This window comes from Natranaerovirga pectinivora (assembly GCF_004342165.1).
GTDB lineage: Bacteria > Bacillota > Clostridia > Lachnospirales > DSM-24629 > Natranaerovirga > Natranaerovirga pectinivora.
In genome coordinates this window covers 104266-119517 of the sequence record NZ_SMAL01000005.1, presented here as the reverse complement: position 1 = coordinate 119517, position 15252 = coordinate 104266, and the positions used below count along the sequence as shown (strand labels likewise).

The 15252-nt window shown below is 30.4% G+C and carries 15 protein-coding genes, 1 pseudogene and 1 riboswitch; of the genes and pseudogenes, 14 read left to right on the top strand and 2 right to left on the bottom strand.

The window, feature by feature from the left end; genetic code table 11:
• The first annotated feature begins 209 nt into the window (after window positions 1–209).
• The 5 genes from EDC18_RS08735 to dapB all read left to right on the top strand — a co-directional run bounded on the left by EDC18_RS08735 (window position 210) and on the right by dapB (window position 4555).
• Entirely contained in the window at window positions 210–872 is a 663-nt protein-coding gene (locus tag EDC18_RS08735; RefSeq protein ID WP_132252272.1) for a single-stranded DNA-binding protein, read from the top strand.
• A 123-nt stretch (window positions 873–995) separates the two neighbouring features.
• The gene (locus tag EDC18_RS08730; protein ID WP_132252270.1) at window positions 996–1526 is read left to right on the top strand and encodes a cob(I)yrinic acid a,c-diamide adenosyltransferase; all 531 of its coding nucleotides are present in this window, start codon (window positions 996–998) and stop codon (window positions 1524–1526) included.
• 44 nt (window positions 1527–1570) lie between these two features.
• Window positions 1571–1748, top strand: a riboswitch (Lysine riboswitch).
• 80 nt (window positions 1749–1828) lie between these two features.
• Window positions 1829–2824 (top strand): aspartate-semialdehyde dehydrogenase, encoded by a 996-nt coding sequence (locus tag EDC18_RS08725; protein ID WP_132252268.1) that lies wholly within the window; start codon window positions 1829–1831, stop codon window positions 2822–2824.
• A gap of 69 nt (window positions 2825–2893) precedes the next feature.
• A complete protein-coding gene (gene dapA / locus EDC18_RS08720; protein ID WP_132252266.1) occupies window positions 2894–3781 on the top strand; it encodes a 4-hydroxy-tetrahydrodipicolinate synthase in 888 nt (295 codons plus the stop codon).
• A gap of 15 nt (window positions 3782–3796) precedes the next feature.
• Window positions 3797–4555 carry a 4-hydroxy-tetrahydrodipicolinate reductase gene (dapB, locus tag EDC18_RS08715; RefSeq protein ID WP_132252264.1) on the top strand — a complete coding sequence of 253 codons (759 nt, stop codon included), beginning with the start codon at window positions 3797–3799 and terminating at the stop codon, window positions 4553–4555.
• A gap of 51 nt (window positions 4556–4606) precedes the next feature.
• Here dapB and EDC18_RS08710 read toward each other — a convergent pair whose 3' ends face one another.
• Window positions 4607–5869 (bottom strand): TraB/GumN family protein, encoded by a 1263-nt coding sequence (locus EDC18_RS08710; protein WP_132252263.1) that lies wholly within the window; start codon window positions 5867–5869, stop codon window positions 4607–4609.
• A gap of 284 nt (window positions 5870–6153) precedes the next feature.
• Between EDC18_RS08710 and EDC18_RS08705 the strand changes: the two genes are divergently transcribed.
• The 5 genes from EDC18_RS08705 (at window position 6154) to EDC18_RS08685 (ending at window position 8719) form a co-directional block, all read left to right on the top strand.
• Window positions 6154–6555, top strand: a complete 402-nt coding sequence (locus EDC18_RS08705; protein WP_132252261.1) for a hypothetical protein — start codon at window positions 6154–6156, stop codon at window positions 6553–6555.
• A gap of 47 nt (window positions 6556–6602) precedes the next feature.
• The gene (locus EDC18_RS08700; RefSeq protein WP_132252259.1) at window positions 6603–7070 is read left to right on the top strand and encodes a hypothetical protein; all 468 of its coding nucleotides are present in this window, start codon (window positions 6603–6605) and stop codon (window positions 7068–7070) included.
• Between the two features lie 195 nt (window positions 7071–7265).
• Window positions 7266–7667 (top strand): hypothetical protein, encoded by a 402-nt coding sequence (locus tag EDC18_RS08695; RefSeq protein WP_165878527.1) that lies wholly within the window; start codon window positions 7266–7268, stop codon window positions 7665–7667.
• A gap of 132 nt (window positions 7668–7799) precedes the next feature.
• A complete protein-coding gene (locus tag EDC18_RS08690) occupies window positions 7800–8060 on the top strand; it encodes an autorepressor SdpR family transcription factor (RefSeq protein WP_132252255.1) in 261 nt (86 codons plus the stop codon).
• A gap of 5 nt (window positions 8061–8065) precedes the next feature.
• On the top strand, window positions 8066–8719 hold the full coding sequence (locus EDC18_RS08685) for a DUF1648 domain-containing protein (protein WP_132252253.1): 654 nt from the start codon (window positions 8066–8068) through the stop codon (window positions 8717–8719).
• Window positions 8720–8765: 46 nt separating this feature from the next.
• On the opposite strand, the gene htpG is transcribed toward EDC18_RS08685, so the two are convergent.
• Entirely contained in the window at window positions 8766–10646 is a 1881-nt protein-coding gene (gene htpG / locus EDC18_RS08680) for a molecular chaperone HtpG (RefSeq protein WP_132252251.1), read from the bottom strand.
• Between the two features lie 269 nt (window positions 10647–10915).
• Here htpG and EDC18_RS08675 point away from each other — a divergent pair, with 269 nt between their 5' ends.
• The 4 genes and pseudogenes from EDC18_RS08675 to EDC18_RS14990 all read left to right on the top strand — a co-directional run bounded on the left by EDC18_RS08675 (window position 10916) and on the right by EDC18_RS14990 (window position 15216).
• Entirely contained in the window at window positions 10916–11455 is a 540-nt protein-coding gene (locus EDC18_RS08675) for a helix-turn-helix domain-containing protein (protein WP_132252249.1), read from the top strand.
• A 29-nt stretch (window positions 11456–11484) separates the two neighbouring features.
• Window positions 11485–12537 (top strand): spermidine/putrescine ABC transporter ATP-binding protein, encoded by a 1053-nt coding sequence (potA, locus tag EDC18_RS08670; RefSeq protein WP_132252247.1) that lies wholly within the window; start codon window positions 11485–11487, stop codon window positions 12535–12537.
• A complete protein-coding gene (locus EDC18_RS08665) occupies window positions 12530–13354 on the top strand; it encodes an ABC transporter permease (RefSeq protein WP_132252245.1) in 825 nt (274 codons plus the stop codon). Before potA ends, EDC18_RS08665 begins: the two co-directional genes overlap by 8 nt.
• Window positions 13348–15216 (top strand): annotated as a pseudogene (locus tag EDC18_RS14990) (extracellular solute-binding protein). Before EDC18_RS08665 ends, EDC18_RS14990 begins: the two are co-directional and overlap by 7 nt.
• The last annotated feature ends 36 nt before the right edge of the window (window positions 15217–15252 follow it).

Genomic DNA, 15252 nt, shown 5'->3' with positions numbered 1-15252 from the left:
CAAGGATTTTTTAAGATTAAAATGGACCAGAATGATTAAGGATTAACTCACTAATGAATAAATGATTGGAAAAAGGAAAAAATGGTTAATTAGTGATTTTATTAATTTATACTTCTAAATATGTTATAAGGCGAATATCAATAATTATAGACAAACTTTATAGAGATATAAAGAAAAAACATGTTTGAAAAAGGAAGGGAGAATGAGTAATGACGGACAAAATTATTAGAAATAACCAGGTAAGTTTAATAGGTAAGGTGGTATCCGGCTTTAAGTTTAGTCATGAAGTGTTTGGGGAAGGGTTTTATACTTTCGATATGGAGGTACCAAGATTAAGCGATGCAGTAGATTTAATCCCAGTATTAATTTCAGAAAGATTAGTTGATATAGACAATAGTATTGAAGGGGAATTTGTTGATGTTAAAGGACAGTTTAGATCCTATAATAGACAAGAAGGTGGAAGAAACAGATTATTACTTACTGTATTTGTTAGAGAAATATCTATGTTAGAAGAAGAAAAAATCAGTAGAAATCCTAATTACATATATCTTGATGGGTACATCTGTAAAGATCCAGTTTATAGAACAACGCCTTTTGGTAGAGAAATAACGGATATCTTATTGGCCGTTAATAGACCCTATAATAAATCAGATTACATACCTTGTATTAGTTGGGGAAGAAATGCAAGATATGCAGATGATTTTAAAATCGGTCAACATATAAGAGTGTGGGGCAGAATTCAAAGCAGAGAATATCAGAAAAAATTTAATGAAGATAATATTATTACAAGAGTAGCTTATGAGGTATCTATTTCAAAAATTGAATTGGTAACTGAAGAAAATGAAGATTGCCAAGAAGAGTATGTAGACTAGGAAAAAAATGGGTATTCATTAAGAACTACCTTGATTATTATGATATACTGTAATATAATAGCAAATAGATATGAAGCTCTACAATATCTAATGATGAGCAGATTCTAGGTAGGAGCTGATGAAATGAAAAAAGGTTTAATACAAGTTTATTGTGGCAATGGTAAAGGAAAAACCACTGCGGCAATTGGTCAGGGTATTCGTGCAACTGGGCATGGTTATAAAGTTATAATGATTCAATTTTTAAAAGGCAGGGCAACTGGAGAATTAGAAACATTAAAAAGGTTAGAGCCAGAATTTAAAGTTTTCAAATTTGAAAAACAAACCAAATTCATCTTTGAAATGGATGAAGAACAAAAAAAGGATCTGCAAAGTGATATTAAAAACGCACTTAATTTTGCTAAAAAAGTATTGGATACAAGAGAGTGTGACGTTTTAATATTAGATGAAATTTTAGGTGTTGTAGAAAATGAACTTTTGTCAGAAGAAGATTTGATTACTATTATAAATAATAAATCAGAGCATATAGAGCTCATACTTACAGGAAGAGTACTACCTGAAAGCATAAAGCCTTTAGTGGATTATATATCAACTGTTGAGGAAACAGCCCATCCTTTTTATAAAGGTGTTGCTGCTAGAAAAGGAATTGAGTATTAGAGAAGTTGACAACTTTAACACATAGTGGTATCATGTAATAAATAATTTAAAGTAGAGGTGCGTTTTTTATTAGTAAATGGCTAGATGTATTCAGGTACAAGTGAAAGCTGTTGAAAGGAAAAAATGCCGAAGAAAAGGATATACCTGTAGAATTCTTTTCTGGGTACATAGTGAATAACTATGTAACTGTCATCTTATAAAAGATGGTGTGCTACTAAAGATAAAAACAATACGAACATAATTATTGTAATCTTTAGCCGGCCTTTTTATAATGCCGGCTTTTTAATACTGGGAGGAAGAAAATGAAAAAAATTAACTTAGCAATTGTTGGCGCATCAGGTATGGTAGGAAGAACGTTCTTAAAAGTTCTAGAAGAAAAAAATCTACCAATAGAGAATTTTTATGTATTTGCTTCAAAGCGTTCAGCAGGACAAACAATTACATTTAAAGGGAATGACTATGTGATTGAAGAATTAACAGAGAACTCATTTGATAGAGGAATTGATATTGCCTTATTCTCAGCTGGTGGAGATATAAGTCTTAAATTTGCACCAATAGCGGCAAGCAAAGGTTGTGTTGTAATTGACAACAGTTCAGCTTGGAGAATGGATCCTGAAGTACCTCTTGTAGTACCAGAAGTTAATCCAGAAGATATATTCAAACATAAAGGCATTATTGCTAATCCTAACTGTTCTACAATTCAAGCTGTAGTAGCAATTAAGCCTTTACATGAAAAATATAAAGTAAAACGTATTGTATATTCAACGTATCAAGCGGTTTCAGGAGCAGGTATGGCTGGATGGACTGATTTAGAAGAAGGTATTAAAGGTAATGCACCTGCTAAATTCCCACATCCAATATTTAACAACTGTTTGCCTCATATTGATGTGTTTTTAGAAAATGGATACACAAAAGAAGAAATGAAAATGATTAAAGAAACAAGAAAAATTCTTCATGACGATGAAATGAAAATCACAGCTACAGCAGTAAGAGTACCTGTTTTTAACTGCCATAGTGAATCTGTTAATTTAGAATTTGAAAAATCATTTGAATTAGAAGAATTAAAAGAAGTATTAAAAAATGCACCAGGGGTTATTCTTCAAGACAACCTTGCAAATAATGAATACCCACTTCCAACAGTAGCGGATGATCATGACGAAGTATATGTAGGAAGAATCCGTAGAGATGAAAGCGTTGATAATGGAGTTAATATGTGGGTAGTTGCTGACAACATTAGAAAAGGTGCAGCATCTAATACAATTCAAATAGCAGAAGTATTAATTAATGCAATGAAATAAGTAAAATAGCAAAACTCAGAGTTCGTATATTGAGTATAATATAATAAGAGAATTTATAGGAGGATTTTTATGTCTTTATTTACCGGATCGGGCGTAGCAATAGTAACACCTTTTAATGAAAATTTGGAAGTAAATTATGAAAAATTTGAGGAAATAATCGATTATCAAATTGATAATGGAACGGATTCAATCGTTGTTTGTGGGACGACAGGAGAAGCATCCACTTTAACAGATGATGAACAACTAGAGTGTATAAGGTTTGCAGTTGAAAAAGTTAAAGGTCGTGTGCCAGTGATTGCTGGTACAGGAAGTAATGATACCAGCCATGGTATATATTTAGCAAAAGAAGCGAATAAATTAGGTGTAGATGGATTATTAGTTGTAACACCATACTACAATAAAACAAGTCAAAAAGGATTAATAGAGCATTATACGGATATTGCTAAGTCTGTTGATAGCCCAATTATTCTATACAATGTGCCAAGTAGAACAGGACTTAATATCCAACCAAAAACAGCATATGAACTTTCAAAAATTGAAAACATCGTGGCTATAAAAGAAGCTACAGGAGATATTTCTCAAGTTGTTGAATTAATGCATTATTGTGCGGGAAGATTAGACTTGTATTCAGGAAATGATGATATAATTGTACCTTTATTATCTCTTGGTGGAAAAGGGGTTATCTCAGTAGTGGCGAATATTATGCCAAGAGAAACTCATGACATCGTAGCCAAATTTATGAATGGGGATATAAAAGGAAGTGCTGACCTACAATTAACAATGCTTCCAATCATTAATGCCATGTTTTCTGATGTGAATCCAATTCCAGTAAAAGAAGCATTAAATATAATTGGATTTGAAGTAGGGGCTTGTAGAAAGCCATTAACGAGTATGGATGCTCAAAGCAGGGAAAACTTAGTAAATACAATAAAAAGTTATGGTTTAAGCAATATATAAAAAGGAGTTATACCAATGATTAAAATTATAATGCACGGTTGCAATGGAAAAATGGGTCAGGTAATATCAGACCTTGTAAAACAAGATCCAGAAGTAGAAATAGTAGCAGGATTAGATGCAACAGATAAATTTGATAATGGATTTCCAGTTTTTACAAATATATTTGAATGTAATGTAGAAGCAGATGTTATCATTGATTTTTCAATTGCAAAAGCAGTAGATCCTTTAATTGAATTTGCAAAAGAAAGAGAATTACCACTGGTTCTATGTACAACGGGATTATCAGAAGCTCAATTAAAAAATGTTCAGGAAGCCAGCACATTTATACCAATTCTTAGATCATCTAATATGTCATTAGGTGTAAATGCATTAGTAAGCTTAGTAAAAGCAGCAACAGAAATGCTTGCTAATAACAATTATGATATTGAAATAATTGAAAAGCATCATAATCTAAAAGTAGATGCACCAAGTGGAACAGCTCTAATGTTTTCAGAAGCCATTAATAGCGTATTAAAAGATCCTTACGCTTATAATTATGATAGACATGATGCATCTGTACCAAGACCGAAAAATGAAATAGGAATGCATACTGTAAGAGGTGGAACAATTGTAGGAGAGCATTCTATACTATTTGCAGGTCAAGATGAAGTAATAGAATTTAAGCATACTGCACAGTCAAAAGCTATTTTTGCCAATGGAGCAATTAAAGCGGCTAAGTATTTAAGTACTAAAACTAAAGGTATGTATGATATGAACAATGTAATATTTGGATAAAAATAAAGGGGTGAATACGTTTTGGTATTCACCCCTTTTAGATTGACCTTTTTAGTTATAAGAAATAACTTCAAACCCTTTATCAATTAAAATATTAATAATGCTATCTTCACCTACAAAATGAGCAGCGCCAATAATTACAAAATAAGTAGCAGCTTCATCACTTAATAAGAATTCTTCAATGGAATCAGCCATTCCATGGTTTCTAACAGTATGCATAGCATTATTGTATTCATTAAATAGTTCTAATTCTTTTTCTGTCATTTCTTCATCTAACTCAGGGAATACAAGACTTTCTAAAGTAGCAAGATCCCCTTTCATCCAAGTCTCATATAATGAATCAATTCCCATTACAGTCTCTTCTAAATCAACTAAAGAAGACAATAGATTTATTTCTTGTAAATCCTTAGAAAAACCATCTAACATATCAATTTGAGAAATTAAACCTTCTAATTCAATAATAGGCATTTCTTCTGGTTTCATATTTAAAAAGTATGTTTCTATACCTAATTCAGCATAGGCTTCTGCGAAATTATAGAATAAACCAGAAAGTTCCATAGCCAATTGCCAAGGTTTATGAGTAATTACCAATTCAATATCAACACCAAGGTTTGTTAAATAGGATACTAATTCATCATAGGTTTCTTCAGAAATATGATCTTTTATTGTTGTGCCATCCGTATACATCATTTTAGATGTTATATATTCAACGGTCTCATTAGAAATATTCATACCATCTGCTTCAAGTGCTAAGTAATCGGATGTTAAGAATGCATTGGTAATCTCATTTCTTAATGGGTACATATTTTCTCTTCCAAAATGTATTGAACCTAGCATATATACTTTTACATCATTATGGTTTACTTCCCATAAAAAACCTTGAGAAGGGATAGCCAAAAGAACAGCGTTGTATTCTTCAAACCAATATGCATATACAGGTAATAGTTCTGTAGCCATTTTAGCAGGAATTAATAACCTTCCATTTAAAATAAGAATGTCTTCATTGATAAAAGTTTCATCGTTAGTTGAAATCATTTGAGTATCGATTTGAATTGAGACTGTGTATTCTTCAAAAATACCAGTAGCAGTTCTAGATGCCTCATCCCAAATCACCTCACCACCTAATGTATCAAAAAGTGGACGAAATGGCACATAAAGAGTGTCTTCAACCCATAAAGCAGATTGATCAAATTCCACTTCAATATGATTAACAAGAAGATTAACTTCTTGTACTTCATTACCACTAATGATAGGTGTGAAGAGTAAAGTTGTACATAAAACCAATGCAAGAATAAATTTAGAACTTTTTTTCATATAACCCCTCCTAATAATTTGATAATTCTAATTTAGAAACAACGAGTATGAGTTTAACAAATTATGAAATAAAAGTCAATATGAAAAAACAATTAAGTCAAATATTAAAGTAAATTCAAATTAATATTGTTATAAAATGAAGAACAAGATATAATATTATAAATAATTAAATACTTTTATGTGTTGTAGTCTAATATAACAACAAGGATACTGATTGTAAAAGTGTAATTACCGGATCATTTATAGCACTAATAAGCATATAAGGTTAAAGAAAGGTGATGTTTATGAATATAAAAACAAACAATGTATATATATTCTTAAAGTTTTTATTAGTATCATTAATACCTTGTTTAGTATTTGACTTTATTAATAACAAATCATTTGAATTATCACAAATACAAATACTAACAACAATTATAATAGCTGTATTGCTAGCACTAACATTTACTATTATATTTCGGATAAAATCATATTCTATTACGAAAGAGTATTTTGATTTGGAGAACTTTTCTGAAAAATTAGAATCAAGTAGTTTCAGAATAGTAAAAGATGAAAATAATGTTATATCATATCAAGGGAATTTAACCTATAGATTTTTTACAGGGAGCATCAGAGTATATATAGGAGATGAAGAAGTAGAAGTTGTGGGCACTAAGCAAGTACTTAATAAACTTCTAAAGGAGTAAACAAGTTATTGTTGTAACTTTAAAAAATGAAAGGATGTTGAAATTATATGCAATTTTGGGTAGGTATTATTTTATTTATTATGGGTATCTTTTATTTTGTTTTATTATTACACTTTAAAAAGTATATAAAAAGCACAGGTAGTCTGGTAGAATTAACGAAAGTTGAAAAGCAGTTAGTATCAGTTTCAATTGTAGTTGCTTTTATTTTTTTTATTGTACAAGGGATTTATTTTTATTATGGAGAATACGGTGGATGGGTATTTGGATTTGTAGCTGGTATTTTTATGAGCAGTATTTATGATAGCCTTGTAGCATCTGTTTTTTCTATTGAAGAAGATAAGGTTCTCCTATATGGTGTGATTGTAAGTGTTAAAGAAATTGAAATTATAAAATGCAGGAAAAATTTATTTTTAGATAAATATAATATAAAGATAAAACTAAAAAATAATGGTAGAAAAGAAAGAGTTTTTATTTTTGAGAATTCGTATAAGAATTTGGTTGATAAAGTGTCATAGGTCATTCTCATTTGCAGAGAGAAATGATGTCATTACTTAATATCCCTAGTCTTGATTTTGCAAAGGGTTCCTTTATATAGATGCGAAAAAAGAAACTTAATGACAAAATTTAACATCTATTTTTGCTGCCGGATGGGTAGGATATTTAGCAGCAAGTTGTTTGAAAATATTAATAAATATGAAAGTGGGTTAAATATGAATATAATGTTGGTTTTTTCAGGAATATGGATTGCGATATTGCCTAAAATGAAGTGGTATTCGATTGAGCTTAAAAAGTTGAACATTGCATATTATTGTATTGGAATATATACAGCATTGTTAGGTATTTTATTGAGTGTGATAGATGTGAAAATTAGTGACGAGTTATTGGTACTTGCATTAACTGCTTCTATACTACTCCAAATTTGTACAATTATATTAAAATTAAAAGGTGAGAATAACATTATAGACATACTTGCGATAATTTCAAGTGTTGCTTTATTAATAGGTGCTATAGCAGTAGCGATAATAGAAATAGATGAATCGGCAATTATAATGATAACAGGGGCTTTGTTACTGCTATCAATTTCGTATAAGTCAGTTAGTAAGAGTCGTTAAAAATTTAAAGAAGATTGATAGCTAAAGATACACCTATTTAAAATAATTTTTAAATAGGTGTATCTTTTTGTAATTATTTTGATATAATATATTTAAAGAAATATTTAAATAGATATGAGCGGAGGTGTGATATTGGGATTTCCAGAAACATTTAAAGCGTTATCAGATCCCATTAGAAGAGAGATTTTACTTTTGCTAAGAAAAGGGAAGTTATCTGCAGGTGAAATAGGACAGCATTTTGAAGTGACAGGGGCAGCCATATCTTACCATATGAATCAATTAAAGAAAGCAGATTTGGTTTATGAAACAAAGTATAAGAATTATATTTATTATGAACTGAATACATCTGTATTTGAAGAGATGTTACTTTGGTTTGAACAATTTAGGGGGTAGTTATATTGAAAAAGAAATATAGAATATTGGATTTTTTAGTTTTTTTACCTTTAATCCTAATCCTTGTTGCGATACCTTTTTTACCAGATCAAGTGCCGATGCATTTTAATTTATCAGGTGAAATAACTCGGATAGGTAGTAAGTATGAATCATTTATATTGGTTGGAATAACAATGGCAATGGGTGTTTTTCTAAAATTTACAGGGAAAAATGCAGCTAAGAAGGAAGAGTTCTCTAATGAGAAAGTATCTATTATTACTGGCATTGGTATAATGATTTGGTTTAATGGGATGATCATATCTTTTTTATATAGAGCATTTAATTATGCCAATGAGAATCTACCTGATATGGACATTCAGAGATTAATGTTTATTTTCTTTGGGGTAGCATTAATTGTTATTGGTAATATTATGCCAAAAGGAAAATTAAACACATTAATTGGTATAAGAACAAAATGGAGTATGGCCAATGAAAAAGCCTGGTTTCTAAGTCAGCGATTTGGAGGAATTGTGCTATTCTTATTTGGAATCATTATTATAATAGGAAATGTATTTTTCTTTAGTGGTTTTGGAAGTGTCATCTTTTCTCTTGGTTGTTTAATATTAGCAACCATTATTACAGTTGTTTTTAGTTATATCGCTTACAAGAAAACATTATAAGAATAAGTACAAAGAAGGGCCCTTATAATAAAGGGCCCTCACTTAATTATAATGCTAATCTAGACAATAACGCATTGCTTCTTTTTATAAACTTAGTCATCGCTTCTGGTTGTAAAGGCTTATGGCTAAGAAGTGCTAGATCGTATAATTGCTCACAAATCATAGTAATATCTTCTAGCTTTGTTTCGTTAGTGTTGTTATCTAGTAAATATTGTACTAGTGAATTCTTTTTATTTAAAACCAATGTTTCATCACTTGGCATATTGCCACCCAAACCAGCAAAGCCATACATCTTACTCATTTCTTGCATACGTCTTGATTCTTCAGATAAGATGATCATTGAAGAAAGGTCTATGTTTTTCAAGGATTCTACTTTAACTTTCAGATTTTCATTTGCCAATGCTTTTCTAAATAAATTCTCCAATGTTTCTGTTGCAGGTTTTAATTCTTCTTCATTAGAGTCTTCTTTTAAGGAATCGGATAAATCAGAGTCAATACGTGCAAATTTCACATCTTTTTCTTGTGACTCTATATGACTGATAAATGGTTGGTCAATGGAATGGCTAAGAATTATAGCATCCATTTCATTTTGCTTAAACAATTCTATATATTGAGATTGTTGTTGTTCGTCTGTTACATAGAATACTTTGTCTTTATTCTTTTCTTTGTTTTTCTCAATATAGTCTTTAATAGAGATATATTCACCATAAATACTTTTGTAAATTAGAATATCTTTTACTTTAGAGTAGAATTTATCGTCTTTTAATGAACCGAACTTTACAAATGGGTGAATATCATCCCAGTATTTTATAAAGCTTTCATTCTCAGTTTTATACAATCCAGTTAATTTGTCTGCTACTTTTTTAGTAATGTAATCAGATATTTTTCTTACAAAACCATCATTTTGTAAAAAGCTTCTTGATACATTAAGTGGTAAGTCAGGACAATCAATTACTCCTTTTAATAGAAGTAAAAACTCAGGAATGACTTCTTTAATATTATCTGCTACGAAAACTTGGTTGTTAAAGAGTTTGATTCTTCCTTCCATATTCTCATATTCATTATTGATTTTTGGGAAGAATAGAATACCTTTAAGGTTAAATGGATAATCCATATTAAGGTGAATCCAGAATAAAGGCTCTTTAAAGTCCATAAATACTTTTCTGTAAAATGCTTTGTATTCTTCTTCAGTACAATCATTTGGATGCTTTAACCATAATGGGTTTGTATCATTTAAAGGTTGTGGTTCTTCTGTTTCTTCTTTAGTATCTGTTTCTTTTTTAGTTTCCTCTTCATTTTCATTAATAAAGAAAATATCATAAGGCATAAAAGAACAGTATTTTTCTATGGTTGATTTTAGTGGGTACTCTCTAAGGAATTCTTTTCCTTCATCACCTATATGTAAGGTAATTGTTGTACCTCTTTCAGTACGTGTGCCTTCACTTAAAGTGAATTCTGTACCCCCATCACATTCCCATTTAACAGGTGTTGCACCATCTACATATGATAGAGTGTCAATTGTAACAGTGTCAGCAACCATAAATGCTGAATAAAAACCTAATCCAAAATGTCCAATGATTTGTTCTTGATTTGCTTTGTCTTTGTATTTATTTAAGAAATCTTCTGCTCCTGAAAAAGCAATTTGATTGATATATTGTTTGATTTCATCAGCAGTCATACCAAGACCATTATCAATGATTTGTATGGTTTTGTTATTTTCGTTAAGCTTTACTTCAACTTTAAAGTGGGTGTTATCAGGTATTGTGTATTCACCCATTATATCTAGTTTTTTTAATTTTGTAATTGCGTCACAAGCATTTGAAATAAGCTCTCTAACAAAAATATCATGATCAGAGTACAACCATTTCTTTATAATTGGAAAAATATTTTCGCTATGAATTGATAAACTTCCATTTTCATTAATCATTAAGTTCCCTCCTAATATAATAAAATTTCTTCCATTAATATAATAATATTACTAAATTACTGTGTCAAGAGAAAATTAGCACTCATTTCATTAGAGTGCTAACAGAATTGTATAGAAAAAAACTTATATTTTTTATCAAATTATATTGACACCTAATTGAAAAGGTGTATAATAAAGTTTAGTTTAACTAAACTATAAGTTTAGTGGTAGTATTTTAAATGTAAATTAGAAATGTTTTTAATAGAGAAAATGAGGAAAAAAGGTGTAATATGAAGATAGGACAAAAAATAAAACGTTTAAGAATGCAAAAAGGATTAACCCAAGAAGAGCTTGCAGATCGTTCGGAATTGTCAAAAGGCTTTATTTCCCAATTAGAAAGGGATTTGACATCTCCTTCTATTGCGAGTCTTATTGATATTTTACAATGTCTTGGCTCTAATCTAAAAGATTTCTTTAATGATATAAAAGACGAACAGGTAGTTTTTAAAAAATCGGATTACTTTATAAAAAATGATGTTGAACTAAAAAATGAAATACAATGGATTATTCCAAATGCTCAAAAAAACAGTATGGAACCAATCCTTTTGAATCTTGAGCCAGGGGGATCAACATTACCAGATTATCCACATGAAGGAGAAGAGTTTGGTTATGTATTAAATGGAAGTATCGCCATACACATAGGTAGTGAGATATATAAAGCAAAAAAAGGGGAATCTTTTTATTTTGTGCCTGATAAAACCCACTTTGTAGAAAATACAGGTAAGATTGTGGCAAGTTTGATTTGGGTAAGTTCTCCACCAAGTTTCTAGAAATTTTTTAAAATAGAGGGGGATTTATTTTGAATGATAAAATTATAGATTTAGTCAATATAGCTAAATCATTTGACGGAACGAAGGTATTAGAGAATCTTAACCTTTATATAAGAAGAAATGAATTTTTAACATTACTTGGACCAAGTGGCTGTGGTAAAACCACTACTTTACGCATTATAGGTGGGTTTGAAAGCCCTGATAGTGGTCAAGTTATCTTTGAGAATAAAGATATAACAAAAGCCCCTCCTTATGAGAGAAAAGTGAATACGGTATTTCAAAAGTATGCATTGTTTCCACATTTAAATATAGAAGAGAATATTGCATTTGGATTAAAGTTAAAAAAGATGGGGCAAAAAGAGATAAAAGAAAAAGTAGAATATGTACTTAATCTAGTTAATCTAAAAGGATTTGAAAAACGTTCTATTAATTCATTAAGTGGTGGTCAACAACAAAGAATTGCTATAGCCAGAGCCATTGTAAATGAACCAGAGGTATTGCTATTAGATGAACCACTAGGGGCCCTAGACTTAAAATTAAGGCAAGATATGCAATTAGAACTTAAAAAGCTTCAAAGAGAGTTAGGCATTACATTTATTTATGTGACCCATGACCAAGAAGAAGCCCTTACGATGTCAGATACCATTGTGGTTATGAATGGAGGGGTTATACAACAAATAGGCACGCCAGAAGATATTTATAATGAGCCAAAGAATGCTTTTGTAGCGGACTTTATTGGTGAAAGCAATATATTAGAAGGTAAAATGATTAAAGATGAATTGGTAGAGTTATTTGATGTTAACCTTCCTTGTGTAGATAAAGGGTTTGGGCCAAATGAAATAGTGGATGTGGTTATAAGACCAGAGGATGTTAAGTTAGTACACAAGGACGAGAGCCCAATAAAAGGAAGGGTAACTTCTACAATATTTAAAGGTGTTCATTATGAAATGACAGTTCAAACAATAGATTTTGAGTGGCTTGTACAGAGTACAAAATTATTTGCTGTGGATACAGAAGTGAGTATTCAAGTGAAACCTTTTAACATACATATTATGAAAAAAGGCGGTGTAATAAGTGAATAAACGCCTTTTAAGTTTTCCATATATTTTATGGATTATTGTTTTTACCATTGTTCCTATTGGTGCTATATTTTACTATGGTTTAACAGTAAACACGCCAGAAGGATTAAGTTTTACTTTTGAAAATATATTCAAAATTACAGAACAGGTAAATTGGAAGTCATTAAGACTAGCAAGTTGGCTTGCTTTTTTAAGTACGGTCTTATGCTTACTCCTTGCTTATCCGTTGGCATTGATTTTAGCTAAAAATAAAGTAGGAAGAAATAGTTTTATTTTATTTATTTTTGTTCTGCCTATGTGGATGAATTTTTTATTAAGAACATATGCTTGGTTAACCTTACTTGAGAATAATGGGGTCATTAACTCTATCCTTAGAGCATTACATCTTCCTACGATACATATTATTAACACTCAAAATGCCGTTGTATTAGGTATGGTATACAATTTTCTGCCTTTTATGATTCTTCCTATTTATAATGTCCTTGTTAAAATTGATTCTTCTCTAATAGAAGCGGCAGAAGATCTTGGTGCTAACAAATTTCAGACATTTTTTAAAGTAATATTTCCTTTAAGCTTACCAGGTGTGATTAGTGGTATTACTATGGTTTTTGTGCCTTCTGTAACGACATTTGTTATTTCCAATTTATTAGGTGGAGGAAAAGTGCTATTAATCGGTAATGTTATTGAAAATCAATTTAAGTATACAAACAATTGGCATGTTGGATCAGGTCTATCCTTGGTTCTTATGATTTTTATTTTTATCAGTATGGCTGTAATTACTCGATATGATAAGAATACAGAGGGGGCAGGATTATGGTAAAAAACTTAAAGTCAAAATGTTTTTCTTTTATAGAAAAGTTCTATATGGGTATTATATTTATTTTTCTGTATGCACCTATTGTGACGCTAATTGTTCTTTCATTTAATGATACAAAATCAAGGGCAATATGGGGCGGTTTTACTCTAAAGTGGTATAAGTCATTGTTTAATGACCCTAGTTTAATGAGTGCTTTGTATACCACATTAATTATTGCAACTTTGGCAGCAATTATTTCCACTGTCATTGGAACCCTTGCTGCATTTGGCATTCATCATTCTAAGAAATCTTTTAAGAGTCTAATGATGAATATTACTTATATACCTGTCTTAAACCCTGATATTGTTACAGGTATTGCATTAATGTTATTTTTCCTGTTAATTGGAATGCATTTTGGTTTTTTAACCATTTTGCTTGCTCATATAACATTTTGCATTCCTTATGTTATTTTAAGTGTGTTGCCTAAGTTAAAACAATTAAACAAACACACATTTGAAGCAGCATTAGACTTAGGTGCAAAGCCGATTCATGCTTTTTTTAAAGTGATTGTACCAGAAATTCTTCCAGGGATTATAACGGGATTTTTACTTGCTTTCACACTATCATTAGATGACTTTGTTATTACATATTTTGTTAAGGGTGCTGGTGTAGATACGCTAGCTGTTAAAATTTACGCTCAAGTTCGATTGGGCATTAAGCCAGAAATATATGCCCTTTCATCCCTTATGATGGTTTCTGTATTATTATTGTTACTTATTGTGAACAAACGTACTAAAGTAAAACAAGCAAAATATCAATAAATAGTATTTAAAAAATGGGAGGTATTCAAATTGAAGAAGTTAGTTTTAGTTGTCATTTTAGTTTTAACATCTATTCTTATATTTACAGGTTGTAAAAGTGATGAAGACAGGTTGTATGTTTTTAATTGGGGAGAATATATAGACCCAGAAGTTATTAGTATTTTTGAAGAAGAAACAGGTATTAAAATTATATATGAAGAATACGAGGACAACGAGTCTATGTATCCGAAAGTGAAAAATGCTATTGTACCTTATGATGTTGTTTTTCCATCTGAGTATATGGTTGAGCAAATGATTAAGGAAGATTTACTTTATCCTTTGAATTTTGATAACATACCTAATTTTGATTTAATTAATAATAGATTTAAAAACTTTGATTTTGATCCTAATAATACCTATTCTGTGCCTTATATGTGGGGAACCCTTGGTATTTTATACAATACAACAATGGTAGATGATGTGGTAGACAGTTGGGATATTTTATGGAACGATAAGTATACCAATAATATTCTAATGACCAATAGTATTCGTGATGCTTTTGCGGTACCTTTAAAAATGTTAGGGTATTCTATTAATACCACTAATGAAAATGAACTTGAAGAAGCAAAGCAATTACTTATAGAGCAAAAACCTTTGGTTCAAGGGTATTTTATAGATCAAATGAGAGATAAAATGATTAATAATGAAGCAGCATTAGCCGTTACTTGGAATGGAGAAGCTATCTATACTATGGAAGAAAATGAAGATCTTGCATATGTGGTTCCAAAGGAAGGTAGTAACATGTGGATTGACTTAGTGGTTATTCCTAAGACATCTAAGAATAAAGACAATGCAGAAAAGTTTATTAATTTCTTATGTCGTACAGATATTGCTTTAATGAACACAGAATATATTGGATATTCAACACCACATATAGAAGCAAAATCATTATTAGATGAAGGGTTAAGAAATGACCCAGCAGCCTATCCATCAGATGATCTTTTAGATAGATGTGAAGTATTTACAGATGTAGGAGAAACAAGAGAAGTATACAATCAAAAATGGTTAGAGATTAAAATAGATTAATTTACAAAAAGCAACCTAATATTGGGTTGCTTTTTG

What these genes read in the sequence shown, in the direction of transcription:
- EDC18_RS08735 (WP_132252272.1), top strand. Translation starts at nt 210, where the DNA reads ATGACGGACAAAATTATTAGAAATAACCAGGTAAGTTTAATAGGTAAG.
- EDC18_RS08730 (WP_132252270.1), top strand. Translation starts at nt 996, where the DNA reads ATGAAAAAAGGTTTAATACAAGTTTATTGTGGCAATGGTAAAGGAAAA.
- EDC18_RS08725 (WP_132252268.1), top strand. Translation starts at nt 1,829, where the DNA reads ATGAAAAAAATTAACTTAGCAATTGTTGGCGCATCAGGTATGGTAGGA.
- dapA (WP_132252266.1), top strand. Translation starts at nt 2,894, where the DNA reads ATGTCTTTATTTACCGGATCGGGCGTAGCAATAGTAACACCTTTTAAT.
- dapB (WP_132252264.1), top strand. Translation starts at nt 3,797, where the DNA reads ATGATTAAAATTATAATGCACGGTTGCAATGGAAAAATGGGTCAGGTA.
- EDC18_RS08710 (WP_132252263.1), bottom strand. Translation starts at nt 5,869, where the DNA reads ATGAAAAAAAGTTCTAAATTTATTCTTGCATTGGTTTTATGTACAACT.
- EDC18_RS08705 (WP_132252261.1), top strand. Translation starts at nt 6,154, where the DNA reads ATGAATATAAAAACAAACAATGTATATATATTCTTAAAGTTTTTATTA.
- EDC18_RS08700 (WP_132252259.1), top strand. Translation starts at nt 6,603, where the DNA reads ATGCAATTTTGGGTAGGTATTATTTTATTTATTATGGGTATCTTTTAT.
- EDC18_RS08695 (WP_165878527.1), top strand. Translation starts at nt 7,266, where the DNA reads ATGAATATAATGTTGGTTTTTTCAGGAATATGGATTGCGATATTGCCT.
- htpG (WP_132252251.1), bottom strand. Translation starts at nt 10,646, where the DNA reads ATGATTAATGAAAATGGAAGTTTATCAATTCATAGCGAAAATATTTTT.
- EDC18_RS08675 (WP_132252249.1), top strand. Translation starts at nt 10,916, where the DNA reads ATGAAGATAGGACAAAAAATAAAACGTTTAAGAATGCAAAAAGGATTA.